The organism is Pseudomonas sp. DD1 (genome assembly GCF_044510355.1).
GTDB lineage: Bacteria > Pseudomonadota > Gammaproteobacteria > Pseudomonadales > Pseudomonadaceae > Aquipseudomonas > Aquipseudomonas shahriarae.
In genome coordinates this window covers 437,214-452,888 of the sequence record NZ_MSAJ01000011.1, presented here as the reverse complement: position 1 = coordinate 452,888, position 15,675 = coordinate 437,214, and the positions used below count along the sequence as shown (strand labels likewise).

General features: G+C 61.8%; 12 protein-coding genes. All 12 read left to right on the top strand.

Annotation, left to right across the window (positions count from 1 at the left end; genetic code table 11):
• The first annotated feature begins 62 nt into the window (after positions 1-62).
• The 12 genes from PSFL_RS09820 (at position 63) to PSFL_RS09765 (ending at position 15,624) form a co-directional block, all read left to right on the top strand.
• Positions 63-1,328 (top strand): nitrate/nitrite transporter, encoded by a 1,266-nt coding sequence (locus PSFL_RS09820; RefSeq protein WP_081044233.1) that lies wholly within the window; start codon positions 63-65, stop codon positions 1,326-1,328.
• Positions 1,325-2,722, top strand: a complete 1,398-nt coding sequence (locus PSFL_RS09815) for a NarK family nitrate/nitrite MFS transporter (RefSeq protein ID WP_057959377.1) — start codon at positions 1,325-1,327, stop codon at positions 2,720-2,722. The genes PSFL_RS09820 and PSFL_RS09815 overlap by 4 nt, the downstream gene beginning before the upstream one ends.
• 70 nt (positions 2,723-2,792) lie before the next feature.
• Entirely contained in the window at positions 2,793-6,566 is a 3,774-nt protein-coding gene (locus PSFL_RS09810; RefSeq protein ID WP_057959378.1) for a nitrate reductase subunit alpha, read from the top strand.
• A 1-nt stretch (position 6,567) separates the two neighbouring features.
• A complete protein-coding gene (gene narH, locus PSFL_RS09805) occupies positions 6,568-8,106 on the top strand; it encodes a nitrate reductase subunit beta (RefSeq protein ID WP_029291316.1) in 1,539 nt (512 codons plus the stop codon).
• Positions 8,107-8,109: 3 nt separating this feature from the next.
• A complete protein-coding gene (narJ, locus tag PSFL_RS09800) occupies positions 8,110-8,865 on the top strand; it encodes a nitrate reductase molybdenum cofactor assembly chaperone (protein ID WP_057436843.1) in 756 nt (251 codons plus the stop codon).
• On the top strand, positions 8,858-9,535 hold the full coding sequence (gene narI / locus PSFL_RS09795) for a respiratory nitrate reductase subunit gamma (protein WP_057436841.1): 678 nt from the start codon (positions 8,858-8,860) through the stop codon (positions 9,533-9,535). The genes narJ and narI overlap by 8 nt, the downstream gene beginning before the upstream one ends.
• A gap of 10 nt (positions 9,536-9,545) precedes the next feature.
• Complete coding sequence (locus PSFL_RS09790; RefSeq protein ID WP_057436839.1) at positions 9,546-10,460, top strand: peptidylprolyl isomerase; 915 nt, start codon at positions 9,546-9,548, stop codon at positions 10,458-10,460.
• Between the two features lies 1 nt (position 10,461).
• A complete protein-coding gene (moaA, locus tag PSFL_RS09785) occupies positions 10,462-11,448 on the top strand; it encodes a GTP 3',8-cyclase MoaA (protein WP_057445054.1) in 987 nt (328 codons plus the stop codon).
• Positions 11,449-11,568: 120 nt separating this feature from the next.
• The gene (locus tag PSFL_RS09780; protein WP_057436837.1) at positions 11,569-12,621 is read left to right on the top strand and encodes a YhcG family protein; all 1,053 of its coding nucleotides are present in this window, start codon (positions 11,569-11,571) and stop codon (positions 12,619-12,621) included.
• Positions 12,622-12,717: 96 nt separating this feature from the next.
• Positions 12,718-14,712, top strand: coding sequence for a ribonucleoside triphosphate reductase (locus PSFL_RS09775; RefSeq protein WP_057436835.1), 1,995 nt, complete (start codon positions 12,718-12,720; stop codon positions 14,710-14,712).
• A gap of 64 nt (positions 14,713-14,776) precedes the next feature.
• Positions 14,777-14,932, top strand: coding sequence for an anaerobic ribonucleoside-triphosphate reductase (gene nrdD / locus PSFL_RS09770; RefSeq protein ID WP_038441552.1), 156 nt, complete (start codon positions 14,777-14,779; stop codon positions 14,930-14,932).
• Complete coding sequence (locus PSFL_RS09765; RefSeq protein ID WP_057436833.1) at positions 14,929-15,624, top strand: anaerobic ribonucleoside-triphosphate reductase activating protein; 696 nt, start codon at positions 14,929-14,931, stop codon at positions 15,622-15,624. The genes nrdD and PSFL_RS09765 overlap by 4 nt, the downstream gene beginning before the upstream one ends.
• The last annotated feature ends 51 nt before the right edge of the window (positions 15,625-15,675 follow it).

Here is a 15,675-nt window from a genome sequence, read left to right as displayed (position 1 = left end):
AAGTTCCTGGAGGACCTCGCCCCTAACCTGCGCTCATGGAATCACTTCTGGGAGCGCAAACCGTGACTCAACCCCGTGTAAGACAGGGCCTGGTGCTGGGCATGAGTACACTGGCCTTCACCGTGTGCTTTATGGTCTGGATGATGTTCGCCGTCCTCGGCGTGCCGATCAAAGAGCTGCTGCAACTCAACGAAACCCAGTTCGGCCTGCTGGCCGCCACCCCGGTACTGACCGGCTCCCTGGTGCGCCTGCCCCTGGGCCTGCTGACTGACCGCTTCGGCGGGCGCATCGTGTTCTTTGTCTTGATGCTCACCTGCGTGCTGCCGCTGTACTTGATCACCTACGCCACCGCTTTCTGGCAATTCCTTGTGCTGGGGCTGTTTGTCGGCCTGGCCGGCGGCTCGTTCTCGGTGGGTATCGCCTACGTCGCCAAGTGGTTCGACAAAGACAACCAGGGCTTTGCCATGGGCGTGTTCGGCGCCGGCAACGCGGGCGCTGCAGTCACCAAGTTTCTGGCGCCGGCCCTGATTGCCCTGGGGACCTGGCACCTGGTGCCGAAAGTGTTCAGCGCGATCCTGTTTATCACCGCGCTGCTGTTCTGGTTCCTCACCAGCGAGAACAAGGCCCACCGCAGTGCCGGTGGCGCGACCTTGCGCGAGCAACTGCTGTGCCTCAAGGACCCGGCCGTATGGCGCTACTGCCAGTACTACTCGATTGTGTTCGGCGGCTACGTGGCCCTGGCGCTGTGGGCGACCAAGTACTACGTGCAGGAATACGGCTTCAGCCTGCAAAGCGCCGCGCTGTTGGCCGCGTGCTTTTCCCTGCCCGGTGGCGTGCTGCGCGCTGTGGGTGGCTGGATGTCCGACCGCTGGGGCGCACAGAGCGTGACCTGGTGGGTGTTGTGGGTCAGCTGGATCTGCCTGTTCCTGCTCAGCTACCCGCAGACCCAGTTGCAGGTGCAAACCGTCAATGGCCCGCTGGACTTCCATATCGGCCTCAACGCCACCCTGTTCACCGTGCTGCTGTTTGTGATGGGCATCGCCTTCGCCTTCGGCAAGGCCTCGGTGTTCAAGTACATCGCCAATGACTACCCGCAAAACATGGGCGCTGTGTCCGGCATCGTCGGCCTGGCGGGCGGCCTTGGCGGCTTTGTCCTGCCGATCATGTTCGGCGCCCTGGTGGACCTCACCGGCGTGCGCTCCTCCTGCTTCATGTTGATGTACGGCGTGGTCTGGGTATCCCTGACCTGGATGTACTTCAGCGAAATCCGCAAGCAACCGCTGCTTGGTAAAGCGGCGGCCCAGCCTCTCCAAGGAGAATCCGCATGACTATCGCGCAAAAGCCCAACTCGGGCCCGGTGATCCACGACTGGCGCCCTGAAGACCCGGCGTTCTGGGGCGCCAGCGGCAAGCAGACCGCGACCCGCAACCTGTGGATCTCGATCCCGGCGCTGCTGTTGGCCTTCGCCGTGTGGATGGTGTGGAGCACGGTGATCGTGCGCCTGAACGCCATCGGCTTCAGCTTCACCACTGACCAGCTGTTCTGGCTGGCGGCATTGCCCGGCCTGTCTGGCGCCACCTTGCGCGTGTTCTATTCGTTCATGGTGCCGATCTTCGGTGGCCGCCGCTGGACGGCCCTGAGCACTGCGTCGCTGCTGATTCCATCACTGTGGATGGGCTTCGCGGTACAAGACCCGAGCACCTCCTACAGCGTGTTTGTATTGATCGCGCTGCTGTGCGGCTTCGGCGGCGGCAACTTCGCCTCGAGCATGTCCAACATCAGCTTCTTCTATCCCAAGTCCCAGCAAGGCACGGCCCTGGGCCTGAACGCCGGCCTGGGTAACCTGGGGGTGTCGGTGATGCAGTTCTGCGTGCCGCTGGTGATTACCTTCGGTGTGTTCGGCCTGATTGGCGGCCAGCCCCAGACCCTGGAAGACGGCAGCCAGTTGTGGCTGCAGAACGCCGGGTTTATCTGGGTACCGTTCATCATCACCGTGACCCTGTTTGCCTGGTTCGGCATGAATGACCTGTCCAGCGCCCGCGCTTCGTTCAGCGAGCAGGCGGTGATCTTCAAGCGCAAGCACAACTGGCTGATGTGCTGGTTGTACCTGGCCACCTTCGGCTCGTTCATTGGCTTCTCGGCCGCCTTCCCGATGCTGATCAAGACCTCGTTTCCAGACGTCAACGCCTTGAAATTCGCCTTCCTCGGCCCGCTGGTAGGTGCCCTGGTACGCCCATTGGGTGGCTGGCTGGCCGACAAACTGGGCGGTGCGCGGGTGACCTTGTGGAACTTCGTGCTGATGATCGTGATGGTGTTCGGCGTCCTGCACTTTTTGCCCCTGAACGGCGAGGGCGGCAGCTTCTACGGCTTCCTCGGCATGTTCATGCTGCTGTTCATCACCACCGGCATCGGCAATGGCTCCACCTTCCGCATGATCCCGGTGATCTTCCGCACCCAGCATGAAAAGGCCAGCGCCGGCAAACCTGCCGCCGTGCGTGAGCAAGCCCTCAAGGATGCCAGCAAGGAGTCGGCAGCAGTGCTGGGCTTCAGCTCGGCAATGGGCGCCTTCGGTGCGTTCTTCATCCCCAAGACCTTTGGCTCGTCCATGGCCTACACCGGCAGCCCGGCCATGGCGTTCTACATGTTTGTCGGCTTCTACCTGACCTGCATCGTCGTGACCTGGTGGTGGTATGCGCGCAAAGGCGCCGAGACCCCCTGCTGAGTCGACCCCGAATTCAAACCTTGCGTGGGCGGGGCACAGAACCCCGCAGCAAGCCTGAGAGGAAAGCACCATGAGTCATTTACTGGATCAACTGCGGTTCTTCAATCGCAAGCAAGACGAGTTCTCCGAAGGTCACGGCGAGACCCGCAAGGAGTCCCGCGACTGGGAAAACGTCTACCGTTCGCGCTGGCAGTACGACAAGATCGTGCGCTCCACCCACGGGGTGAACTGCACCGGCTCGTGCTCGTGGAAGATCTACGTGAAGAACGGCCTGATCACCTGGGAAACCCAGCAGACCGACTACCCGCGCACCCGTAACGACCTGCCCAACCACGAGCCGCGCGGCTGCCCCCGTGGTGCGAGCTACAGCTGGTACATCTACAGCGCCAACCGCCTGAAATACCCGAAGATCCGCAAACCATTGCTCAAACTGTGGCGCGAGGCGCGCCTGACCCTGTCGCCGGTCGAGGCCTGGGCGAGCATTGTCGAGGACAAGGTCAAGGCCGACTCCTATAAAAGCAAGCGTGGCATGGGGGGCTTCATCCGTTCCAACTGGGATGAAGTCAACGAGATCATCGCCGCGTCCAACGTCTACACCATCAAGCAATATGGCCCGGACCGTATCGTCGGCTTCTCGCCGATCCCGGCCATGTCCATGGTCAGCTATGCCGCAGGTTCGCGTTACCTGTCGCTGATCGGCGGCGTGTGCCTGAGCTTCTATGACTGGTACTGCGACCTGCCGCCAGCCTCGCCGATGGTCTGGGGCGAACAGACCGACGTGCCGGAATCGGCCGACTGGTACAACTCCAACTACATCATTGCCTGGGGTTCCAACGTCCCGCAGACCCGTACCCCGGACGCGCACTTCTTCACCGAGGTGCGCTACAAGGGCACCAAGACCGTGGCGATCACGCCTGACTATTCGGAAGTGGCCAAGCTCACCGACCTGTGGCTCAACCCCAAGCAGGGCACCGACGCGGCACTGGCCCAGGCCTTTAACCATGTGATCTTCAAGGAATTTCACCTGGATAAACCGAGTGCCTACTTCACCGAATACGCCAAGCGCTATACCGACTTGCCGGTGCTGGTAATGCTCAAGCCGATGACCGGTTTTGCGCCGGGTGCAGGCTTCCAGCCGGACCGCTTCCTGCGCGCCTCGGACCTGGTCGACAACCTGGGCCAGGACAACAACCCGGAATGGAAAACCATCGCCCTCGACGAAAGCGGCGAGCTGGTTTCGCCACAAGGTTCCATCGGCTATCGCTGGGGCGAGAAGGGCAAGTGGAACATTCTGGCCAAAGAAGGCGGTGAAGGTCGCGAGATCGACCTGAAACTGAGCCTGATCGGCGATGACGTCGCCGAAGTGGCGTTCCCGTATTTTGCCGGTGAAGCCCACGACTACTTCCAGCACGTGGCTGGCGATGCCGTGCAATTTCGTCGGGTACCGGTACACAGCGTGACCCTGGCCGATGGCACGGTGGCCAAAGTGGCGACGGTGTTCGACCTGTCGGCGGCCAACCTGGCCATCGACCGTGGCCTGGGCGGCAACAACGTGGCCAAGGACTACAACGACGCCAGCGTACCGGGCACGCCAGCCTGGCAGGAGGCAATCACCGGGGTCAGCCGCGAGAAGGCCATCCAGATCGCCCGTGAGTTTGCCGACAACGCCGACAAGACCCGTGGCCGCTCGATGATCATCGTCGGCGCGGCGATGAACCACTGGTACCACATGGACATGAACTACCGCGGGCTGATCAATATGCTCATGCTCTGCGGTTGTGTCGGCCAGACCGGCGGCGGTTGGGCGCACTACGTGGGCCAGGAAAAACTGCGTCCGCAATGCGGCTGGCTGCCCCTGGCATTCGGCCTGGACTGGAACCGTCCGCCACGCCAGATGAACGGCACCAGCTTCTTCTACGGCCACAGCTCGCAATGGCGCCACGAGAAGATGAGCATGCACGACATCCTCTCGCCGCTGGCCGACAAGTCGCAGTTCCCGGAACACGCCCTGGACTACAACATCCGTGCCGAACGCGCCGGTTGGTTGCCCAGCGCGCCACAACTCAATACCAACCCGCTGCATATCTGCCGTGATGCGGCGGCTGCCGGTATGGACCCCAAAGACTACGTGGTCAAATCCTGGCAGGACGGCACCCTGCGCTTTGCCTGCGAGCAGCCGGACAGCCCGGTGAACTTCCCGCGCAACATGTTTATCTGGCGCTCCAACCTGCTCGGCTCGTCGGGCAAGGGCCACGAGTACATGCTCAAGTACCTGCTCGGCACCAAGAACGGGGTGATGAACGAAGACATCGGCCACAGCACCGAATGCAAGCCAACCGAGGCCGAATGGGTCGAAGACGGCGCCATCGGCAAGCTGGACCTGGTGACCACCCTGGACTTCCGCATGTCCTCGACTTGCGTGTATTCCGACATCGTCTTGCCGACCGCCACCTGGTACGAAAAAGACGACATGAACACCTCGGACATGCACCCGTTCATTCACCCGCTGTCGGCGGCGATTGATCCGGCGTGGGAGTCGCGTTCGGACTGGGAAATCTACAAAGGCATCGCCAAGGCGTTCTCGGCCATGTCGGTCGGCCACCTGGGTGTGGAACAAGACCTGGTCACCGTGCCGTTGATGCATGACAGCGTGGGTGAACTGGCCCAGCCGTTTGGCGGCACTGACTGGAAAAGCGCCGGTGTGGCGCCGGTACCGGGCAAGAATGCGCCGAACATGGCGGTGGTGGAACGGGACTACCCGAACATCTACAAGCAGTTCTCGTCCCTCGGCCCGATGCTGGAAAAACTCGGCAACGGCGGCAAGGGCATCAACTGGAACACCGATGAAGAGGTGCAGTTCCTCGGTGAACTCAACCACCACGAAGGCGACGCGGGCATCAGCCACGGCCGGCCAAAAATCGACACGGCGATTGATGCGGCCGAGGTGATTCTGTCCCTGGCTCCGGAAACCAACGGCAAGGTCGCCTTGAAAGCCTGGGCGGCGCTGTCGGAATTCACCGGTATCGACCACAGCCACCTGGCGATTTCCAAGGCCCACGAAGCAATCCGCTTCCGCGATATCCAGGCACAGCCGCGCAAGATCATCTCCAGCCCCACCTGGTCGGGCCTCGAAGACGAACACGTGAGCTACAACGCCGGCTACACCAACGTCCATGAAAACATCCCATGGCGCACCATCACCGGCCGCCAGCAGTTCTACCAGGATCACCCGTGGATGCAGGCGTTCGGCGAGCAGTTGATGAGCTACCGGCCACCGGTCAACACCCGCACCATCGAAGGCGTGAAGGGCAAGCGCAGCAATGGCGAGACCGAGATCGTCCTGAACTGGATCACGCCGCACCAGAAATGGGGGATTCACAGCACCTACAGCGACAACCTGCTGATGCTCACCTTAAGCCGTGGCGGCCCGATTGTGTGGCTCTCGGAAATCGACGCCAAGCGCGCCGGGATCGAGGACAACGACTGGATCGAATGCTTCAACGTCAACGGCGCGCTGACCGCCCGTGCGGTGGTCAGCCAGCGGGTCAAGGAAGGCATGGTGATGATGTACCACGCCCAGGAACGCATCGTGAACGTACCGGGTTCGGAAACCACCAAGACCCGCGGCGGCCACCACAACTCGGTCACCCGCGTGGTGCTCAAGCCGACCCATATGATCGGCGGCTATGCCCAGCAGGCCTACGGTTTCAACTATTACGGCACGGTCGGCTGCAACCGCGATGAATTCGTGGTGGTGCGCAAGATGGTCAAGGTCGATTGGCTCGATGGCTCCAGCGGTGATGATCTGCCGCGTCCATTGCCGACCGATATCGAGGAGAACTGAGATGAAGATCCGCTCACAAATCGGCATGGTCCTGAACCTGGACAAATGCATCGGCTGCCACACCTGCTCGATCACCTGCAAAAACGTGTGGACCAGCCGTGAAGGCATGGAATACGCCTGGTTCAACAACGTCGAATCCAAGCCCGGGATCGGCTACCCGAAAGAATGGGAAAACCAGGACAAGTGGAAGGGCGGCTGGATCCGCAACGCCAACGGCTCGATCAACCCGCGCATCGGCGGCAAGTTCCGCGTGTTGGCGAACATCTTCGCCAACCCCGACCTGCCGAGCCTGGACGACTACTACGAACCGTTCGACTTCGACTACCAGCACCTGCACACCGCGCCTTTGGGCGAGCACCAACCGACCGCGCGGCCGCGCTCGGTGGTGTCCGGCAAGCGCATGGAAAAAATCGAGTGGGGCCCCAACTGGGAGGAAATCCTCGGCACCGAGTTCGCCAAGCGCCGCAAGGACAAGAACTTCGACCAGATCCAGGCCGACATTTATGGCGAGTACGAAAACACCTTCATGATGTACCTGCCGCGCCTGTGCGAGCACTGCCTGAACCCGGCGTGCGCGGCGTCGTGCCCCAGCGGCGCGATCTACAAGCGTGAAGAAGACGGCATCGTGCTGATCGACCAGGAAAAATGCCGTGGCTGGCGCATGTGCATCAGCGGCTGCCCGTACAAGAAAATCTACTTCAACTGGAAGAGCGGCAAGTCCGAGAAGTGCATCTTCTGCTACCCACGGATCGAAGCCGGCATGCCTACCGTTTGCGCAGAAACCTGCGTCGGGCGTATCCGCTACCTCGGCGTGCTGCTGTATGACGCCGATCGCATCAGCGAAGTGGCCAGCACCGCCAACGAGCACGACCTGTACGAGAAGCAGCTGGAAATCTTCCTCGACCCGAATGACCCGGCGGTGATCCGCCAGGCCCTGGCCGATGGTGTACCGCAGTCGGTGATCGACTCGGCCCAGCGTTCGCCGGTGTACAAAATGGCCGTGGACTGGAAGCTCGCGCTGCCGCTGCACCCGGAATACCGCACCTTGCCGATGGTCTGGTACGTGCCGCCACTCTCGCCGATCCAGAACGCGGCCGCCGCTGGCACCGTGGGCATGAACGGGGTGATCCCGGATGTCGACAGCCTGCGCATCCCCCTACGTTACCTGGCCAATATGCTCACCGCCGGTGACGAAAAACCGGTCAAACGTGCCCTGAAACGCCTGCTGGCCATGCGCGCTTTCAAGCGTTCGCAGCAAGTGGATGGGGTTGAAGACCTGCAAGTGCTGGCCGACGTGGACCTGAGCGTGGCCCAGGTGGAAGAGATGTACCGCTACCTGGCGATTGCCAACTACGAAGACCGTTTTGTGGTGCCCAGCGCCCACCGTGAAGACGCGATGAGCGATGCGTTTGCCGAGCGTTCCGGCTGTGGTTTCAGCTTCGGCAGCGGCTGCAGTGGCAGCTCCGACACCAATATGTTCGGCGCCAAAAAGGCTAACCGCCGCGACGTGTTGAAAACCGTCCAGATCTGGGAGGACTGAGCCATGCGCATTCTTAAAGTGATCTCGTTGCTGCTGGACTATCCCACCCAAATCCTGGTCGACGGCCATGATGAGCTGGAAAAAGCGATTATCGAATCGCGGGAAATCAGCCCCAAGCAGCGCGGTGCGCTGTTTGAGCTGCTCGAACTGATCTGCAGCAATGACCTGATGGACGGCCAGGAGCACTACGGCGCGCTGTTTGGCCGTGGCCGCTCGCTGTCGCTGCTGTTGTTCGAACACGTGCATGGCGAGTCGCGGGACCGTGGCCAGGCCATGGTCGACATGATGGCCCAGTACCAGGAAGCCGGGTTTGCCATCGGCGTCAAGGAGCTGCCGGACTACATCCCGCTGTACCTGGAGTTCTTGTCCACCCGCGAAGACATTGAGGCCCGCGAGGGCCTGGCGGATGTGGCGCACTTGCTGGCCCTGCTGGCAGCGCGCCTGGACGAGCGTGAAAGCGCTTACGCCAGTTGCTTCCGTGCGCTGTTGCAGATCAGCGGCGCCGAGCCGCACCAGGCCATCGCCGAGTTGCGTGCCCAGGTCGCCGCTGAAGTCCGCGACGACTCCCTCGAAGCCCTGGACAAGGTCTGGGAAGAGGAGGCCGTGGACTTTATGCAGGCCGAGCAGCAGGACCGTTGCAGCTCGATGCCCAGCGCACCGGGCAAGGCCCGCGAAGAAAGTGCGGTGCCCTTGCACTGGGTGGATTTTCAGCACGAAGGGCTGGCCGCTGTGCCAGCCAAGGAGGTGGGTAATGTCTAAGTGGAATTTGTTGGTATTTGGCGTGTATCCGTATGTCGCCCTGGCCATTTGCCTGTTGGGCAGTTGGGCGCGGTTTGACCTGTCCCAGTACACCTGGAAGGCCGGCTCCAGCCAGATGCTCAGTAACCGTGGCATGCGCGTGGCGAGCAACTTCTTCCATATCGGTGTGCTGTTCGTGCTGGCCGGGCATTTTGTCGGCCTGCTGACCCCGGCGTCGATCTACCACCATGTGATCAGCACTGAGCACAAGCAACTGCTGGCGATGGTTTCCGGTGGTTTCTTCGGCCTGCTGTGCCTGGTGGGCCTGCTGATGCTGGTCAAGCGCCGCCTCACCGATCCACGGGTACGGGCCACGTCGAGCCCGTCGGACATCTTGATCCTGCTGGTGTTGCTGGCGCAGTTGGTGCTGGGCTTGCTGACCATCGTCGCCTCCACCGGGCATATGGACGGCTCGGTGATGGTGATGCTCGCGGACTGGGCGCAGAACGTCGTGCTGCTGCGACCTGTGGAAGCGGCCGCCGCGATTGCCCCGGTGAGCCTGATCTACAAGTTGCACGTGGCGCTGGGTCTGACCCTGTTTGTGCTGTTCCCGTTTACCCGTCTGGTGCATATGGTCAGCGCACCGATCTGGTACCTGGGGCGTCGTTATCAAATCGTGCGGCAGAAGTGAGGAGAACGTCATGACTACAGGATGCGGATGTGGTGGCGGCGGTGCGGGCGGTGGCGGTTGCAGTTCTTCGGCCAAGGCTGTGGACGTTGTGGTACCCGAAGTCGAGGTGGCGGTTGAGCCGCAACTGATCGCCAGTAGCGAGCAGGAATGGCCGATTGTCAGCGTCAACGGGGTGGTGATCACCCCGGAAAACATGGCCCAGGAGTTGCAATATCACCCGGCTGAAAGCCGCGAGGAGGCGGTCTTCCTCGCTGCCCGCGCGCTGGTGATCCGTGAGCTGTTGCAGCAGCGGATTCGCGAGTTGGGTGTGCAACTGGAAGTCGGCGCCGGCGAGAACGAAGAGGAGGCGGCGACCCGCCTGTTGCTGGAGCGCGAAGTCCAGGTGCCGGACTGCGACGAGGCCACTTGTGTGCGCTACTTCGAGAGCAATCGCGGGCGCTTTCACAGCGCGCCGTTGCTGGCGGTGCGCCACATCCTGCTGGAGTGCGCGCCGGATGATGCTGAGGCGCGTCATCAGGCCCATGCCCAGGCCGAGGTGCTGTTGCAGAGCCTGGAAGAGTCGCCCGGCAGCTTTGCCGAGCTGGCGCTGCAGTATTCGGCGTGCCCCTCCAAGGCCCAGGGCGGCTCCCTGGGGCAGGTCAGCAAAGGCCAGACCGTGCCGGAGCTGGAGCGCCAGTTGTTCACCCTGGCCCCGGGCCTGGCCGGCAAACCCCTGGAAAGCCGCTACGGCTGGCATGTGATCTGCGTCGATCAACGCATCGAAGGCCAGGCGCTGCCATACGAGGCGGTGGCTACGGCGATCCGCACCCAGTTGCAGCAAGGGGTATGGCAGAAGGCACTGGTGCAATACCTGCAAACCCTGATTGGCGCGGCCGATGTGCGTGGCATCGCGCTGCAGGGCGCCGACTCGCCGTTGGTGCAGTGACATGAGCCTGGTGGATGGTGTGGGCCGTTCCATTGACTACCTGCGGTTGTCGGTGACCGATCGTTGTGATTTGCGCTGTGTGTATTGCATGGCGAAAAACATGACGTTCCTGCCGCGCCAGCAGGTCCTGACCCTGGAGGAGCTGCAACGGCTGGCGACGGTGTTCGTCAGCCAGGGTGTGCGCAAGATCCGCCTGACGGGGGGCGAACCGCTGATCCGTCCAGGCATTGTCGAACTGTGCCGCCATATCGCCGCGTTGCCCGGCCTGCGTGAGCTGGTGATGACCAGCAACGGCACGCAACTGGGGCGCCTGGCCCGGCCGCTGGTAGAGGCTGGGGTCAAGCGTATGAATATCAGCCTCGACAGCCTCGACCCCGAGCGCTTTCGCGCGATTACCCGCAACGGCGACCTGCGCCAGGTGCTGGACGGCATCGAGGCGGCGCGGGACGCGGGGTTCGAGCGGGTCAAGCTCAACTGCGTGGTAATGAAGGGGCGCAATTTCGATGAAGTCCCGGCGCTGGTGCAGTACGCCATCGACCAGGGCATTGATATCAGCTTTATCGAAGAGATGCCGCTGGGCGATGTAGGGCGCTCGCGGGGCGAATCCTTTTGCTCCAGCGAACAGGTGAGGGCGTTGATCGCCAAGCATCATGGCTTGCTCGACAGCACCGAAAACAGCGGCGGCCCGGCGCGCTACGTGCGCCTGGCCCGCCATCCGCGCACGCGCATCGGCTTTATCTCGCCCAACTCCCATAACTTCTGCGCCAGCTGCAACCGGGTGCGGATGACGGTGGAAGGGCAGTTGCTGTTGTGCCTGGGGCAGGACAATGCGGTGGATTTTCGGGCGTTGGTACGCCGTTATCCGCTGGATGACCGGCCGTTGGTGGAAGCGCTGCACAAGGCGTTGCGGGGCAAGCCATTGCGCCATGATTTCACCGGGCAGGGCGAGGTGCAGGTGGTGCGGTTTATGAATATGAGTGGGGGGTGAGGCTGGCCAACGGTAGTTCCCATTGTTTTGTATCAAGGGCATTCCGCTGGCCCGCGTGGCTTTTTTCGGTCGTTACCATTGCCGGTTTCTACAACGAGCACTATCGAAAAGGAGTTAGGTATGAATCGACCCCCTGACGGACTCACCGCACCACCTGAGGGATATGGCGACTGGTTGAAAGAACTGAAAAGCCGCATCCACTCTGCCCAACTGCGTGCATCTCTGGCGGTAAACCGTGAGCTGGTGCTGCTGTACTGGCAGATTGGCCAGGACATATTGACCCGACAGGCGCAGCAGGGATGGGGAGCAAAAGTCATCGAGCGTCTGGCGCGGGATTTGCGTTCAGCTTTTCCTGATATGAAAGGTTTTTCGCCACGCAACCTCAAGTACATGCGCGCATTTGCTGAAGCCTGGCCGGACGCTGAGTTTGTGCAAGGGGTGCTTGCACAATTGCCTTGGTATCACCAATTAGCGTTGCTCGATAAGCTACCCGGCCCCGAAACCCGTCGCTGGTACGCCGCCCAAGCCATTGAACACAACTGGTCACGCAACATTCTGGTCATGCAGATCGAGACCCGTTTGCTCGAGCGCAGTGGCAATGCTGTCAGCAACTTCGAAACCCTGCTGCCCAAGCCCCAGTCGGACTTGGCCCGCGAGTCGCTGAAAGATCCTTACCGTTTCGACTTTCTGGGACTGACCCTGGACGCGCAGGAGCGCGAGATCGAAAGCGCACTGGTCAGGCATGTGACCGACTTTCTACTGGAGCTGGGGGCAGGCTTTGCCTTTGTCGGCAAGCAGGTGCTGCTGGATGTGGGCGGCGAGGAGTTCTTCCTTGACCTGCTGTTTTATCACCTGAAACTGCGCTGTTACGTCGCGATCGAGCTCAAGGCGGGCAAGTTCAAACCAGAACATCTGGGGCAGTTGGGTTTTTACCTCGCAGCGGTGGACGCCCAACTCAAGCACCCACAAGACAGCCCCACCATTGGCCTGCTGCTGTGCAAAAGCAAAAACAAGATAGTGGCTGAATACGCTTTGCGTGACAGCGCTCGCCCCATCGGGGTGGCGGAGTACCAGTTGGTCGACTCCCTCCCGGCAGAACTCCAAATCAGCTTGCCCAGCATTGAACAGATTGAACGTGAACTGGCCTGTGACGATACGTCTTCGCAAACTTGACCCTGGTCAATTGCAACCCGCCATTCACTGCGTACCATCACTGCATCTTGTGTTTATACGAACTATTAAATCTATATGTAGTGTTTGGAGCCCCTAATGCAGATCACCTCAAGCCCGCTGGTCAGTACCCGCCTACACAAGCGCGATGGCACCCAGGTCGCCTTTGACGCCGAAAAAATCCGCCAGGCGATGATCGCCGCCGGTAACGCCACCGGCGAGTATCAGGAGGCCGAGGTCGATCTGTTGTTGGGGGCGGTGCTCGCCAGGTTGCGCGGGATCGCCCGGCTGGATGTGGAGCAGATCCAGGACAGCGTCGAGCGGGTGTTGATGGATGCCGGGTACTTTATGGCGATGCGCGCCTATATCGTCTACCGCGAGCAGCACGGGCGCCTGCGCCGGGATCGCAAGACCCTGGTGGAGGTCGCCACCTCGATGAACGAGTACCTCGACCGCGAGGACTGGCGCGTGCAGGCCAATGCCAACCAAGGCTATTCCCTGGGTGGGCTGGTGCTTAATGTGTCGGGCAAGGTCACGGCCAATTACTGGCTGGACGAGGTCTACAGCCAGGAGATCGGCCAGGCCCACCGTGAGGCGGACTTGCATATCCACGACCTGGACATGCTCGCGGGATACTGCGCCGGCTGGTCCCTGCGCACGCTGCTGCACGAAGGCCTCAATGGCGTGCCTGGCCGTGTCGAAGCCGGGCCACCCAAGCATCTGGGCAGCGCCCTGGGGCAGATGGTCAACTTCCTCGGCACCCTGCAGAACGAGTGGGCCGGCGCCCAGGCATTCAGTTCGTTCGACACCTACCTGGCGCCCTTTGTGCGCAAGGACCAACTGACGTTCCCCGAGATCCGCCAGGCGGTGCAGGAATTCATCTACAACCTCAACGTGCCGTCGCGCTGGGGCACCCAGACACCGTTTACCAACCTCACATTCGACTGGGTCTGCCCGGAAGACCTGCGCGAGCAGATCCCGATTATCGGCGGCGAAGAAATGCCGTTTGCCTACGGCGATCTGCAAGTGGAAATGGAGCTGATCAACCGCGCCTATATCGAAGTGATGCAGGCGGGCGACGCCAAGGGCCGGGTGTTTACCTTCCCGATCCCGACTTACAACATTACCCATGACTTCCCGTGGGACAGCGAAAACGCTGACCGCCTGTTCGAGATGACCGCGCGCTACGGCCTGCCGTACTTCCAGAACTTCCTCAACTCCGATATGCAGCCCAACCAGGTGCGCTCGATGTGCTGCCGCCTGCAACTGGACGTGCGCGAGTTGCTCAAGCGTGGCGGCGGGTTGTTTGGCTCGGCGGAACAGACCGGTTCATTGGGGGTGGTGACGATCAACTGCGCGCGCCTGGGCTACCTGTTCAAGGGCGATACCAGTGGCCTGCTGCAACGCCTGGACCACTTGATGGAACTGGCGATGGAGAGCCTGGAGGTCAAGCGCAAAGTGATCCAGCACCATATGGACGCCGGCTTGTATCCCTATACCAAGCGCTACCTGGGCACCTTGCGCAATCACTTCTCGACCATTGGCCTGAACGGCATGCACGAGATGCTGCGTAATTTCACCGGCGACGAGGAGGGCACCCATACCGCCCGTGGCCGCGAGTTTGCGCTGCAGGTGCTGGACCATGTGCGCGCCACGTTGCTGCGCTTCCAGGAAGACACCGGCCACCTGTACAACCTGGAAGCCACACCGGCCGAAGGCACTACCTACCGGTTTGCCAAGGAAGACCTCAAGCGCTACCCCGACATTCTCCAGGCCGGCAGCCTTGATGCGCCGTACTACACCAACTCCTCACAACTGCCGGTGGGCTTTACCGAAGACCCCTTCGAAGCCCTGGAGCTGCAAGACGAACTGCAATGCAAATACACCGGCGGCACCGTGTTGCACCTGTACATGGCCGAGCAGATTTCCTCGGCCCAGGCCTGCAAGCAACTGGTGCGCAAGGCCCTGGGACGCTTCCGTCTGCCATACCTGACAGTAACCCCCACGTTCTCCATCTGCCCGGTGCACGGCTACCTGGCGGGCGAACACGAGTTCTGCCCCAAGTGCGACGAAGCCCTGGGCCTGCCCCATTAATCAGTGGTTACCACAAGTGCCTGTTGCCGGTTTGGCAATAGGCTTCACCCCAAGGAGATTGACCATGCAAACCTCTCAGCCCCAACGCCAACGCTGTGAAGTCTGGACCCGTGTGATGGGCTACCACCGACCGGTTTCGGCCTTCAATCCCGGCAAGCAATCGGAGCATCGCGAGCGTGCGCACTTTACCGAAAGTGCCGCTGCGGCCGGGCGCCAATGAGCCGAGCGCTACGGGTCGGGGGCCTGGTGCCCCTGACCACCCTCGACTACCCCGGCATGCTCGCCTGCGTGCTGTTTTGCCAGGGCTGCGCCTGGCGTTGTCGGTATTGCCATAACCCGGACCTGATCCCCCCTCGCGGCAGCGATGAGGTGGATTGGCGCCGGGTTTTGCTGTTTCTGCAACGCCGCCAGGACCTGCTGGACGCCGTGGTGTTCAGCGGCGGCGAACCGACCTTGCAGGAAGGCCTGCCGGCAGCCATGGACGAAGTGCGCCATATGGGCTTTCGCATTGGCCTGCACAGTGCCGGGATCAAGCCTGCCGCGTTCGGCCACGCCCTGGTTCATGCCGACTGGGTCGGGTTTGACGTCAAGGCCCTGGCCGAGGATTGCCAGTTGATCACCCAGGTCAAAGGCAGCGGCGCCGCCAATTGGCGCAGCCTCGACCTGCTGCTGCACAGCGGCGTGGACTATGAGTGCCGCACCACCGTGCACTGGCACCTGATTGACCCGCAGCGCCTGCTGCTGCTGGCCCAGCGTTTGCAGGAACGAGGAGTCAAGCGTTTCGCCGTGCAGCTGGTGCGCACCGCGCGCATGCTCGATGAGCAGTTGCCGAGCGTTTCGGCGCAAGCCTTGCTGCCAGAACTGTGGGAAAAAATGCGGGCACTGTTCCCGGCATTTGTTTTACGGGGTTGAACCTTTCGCACAACCCCCTTTCAAGCGTGGCGACTGAACTCCCACCGGATC

What these genes read in the sequence shown, in the direction of transcription:
- PSFL_RS09815 (WP_057959377.1), top strand. Translation starts at nt 1,325, where the DNA reads ATGACTATCGCGCAAAAGCCCAACTCGGGCCCGGTGATCCACGACTGG.
- PSFL_RS09810 (WP_057959378.1), top strand. Translation starts at nt 2,793, where the DNA reads ATGAGTCATTTACTGGATCAACTGCGGTTCTTCAATCGCAAGCAAGAC.
- narH (WP_029291316.1), top strand. Translation starts at nt 6,568, where the DNA reads ATGAAGATCCGCTCACAAATCGGCATGGTCCTGAACCTGGACAAATGC.
- narJ (WP_057436843.1), top strand. Translation starts at nt 8,110, where the DNA reads ATGCGCATTCTTAAAGTGATCTCGTTGCTGCTGGACTATCCCACCCAA.
- narI (WP_057436841.1), top strand. Translation starts at nt 8,858, where the DNA reads ATGTCTAAGTGGAATTTGTTGGTATTTGGCGTGTATCCGTATGTCGCC.
- PSFL_RS09790 (WP_057436839.1), top strand. Translation starts at nt 9,546, where the DNA reads ATGACTACAGGATGCGGATGTGGTGGCGGCGGTGCGGGCGGTGGCGGT.
- moaA (WP_057445054.1), top strand. Translation starts at nt 10,462, where the DNA reads ATGAGCCTGGTGGATGGTGTGGGCCGTTCCATTGACTACCTGCGGTTG.
- PSFL_RS09780 (WP_057436837.1), top strand. Translation starts at nt 11,569, where the DNA reads ATGAATCGACCCCCTGACGGACTCACCGCACCACCTGAGGGATATGGC.
- PSFL_RS09775 (WP_057436835.1), top strand. Translation starts at nt 12,718, where the DNA reads ATGCAGATCACCTCAAGCCCGCTGGTCAGTACCCGCCTACACAAGCGC.
- nrdD (WP_038441552.1), top strand. Translation starts at nt 14,777, where the DNA reads ATGCAAACCTCTCAGCCCCAACGCCAACGCTGTGAAGTCTGGACCCGT.
- PSFL_RS09765 (WP_057436833.1), top strand. Translation starts at nt 14,929, where the DNA reads ATGAGCCGAGCGCTACGGGTCGGGGGCCTGGTGCCCCTGACCACCCTC.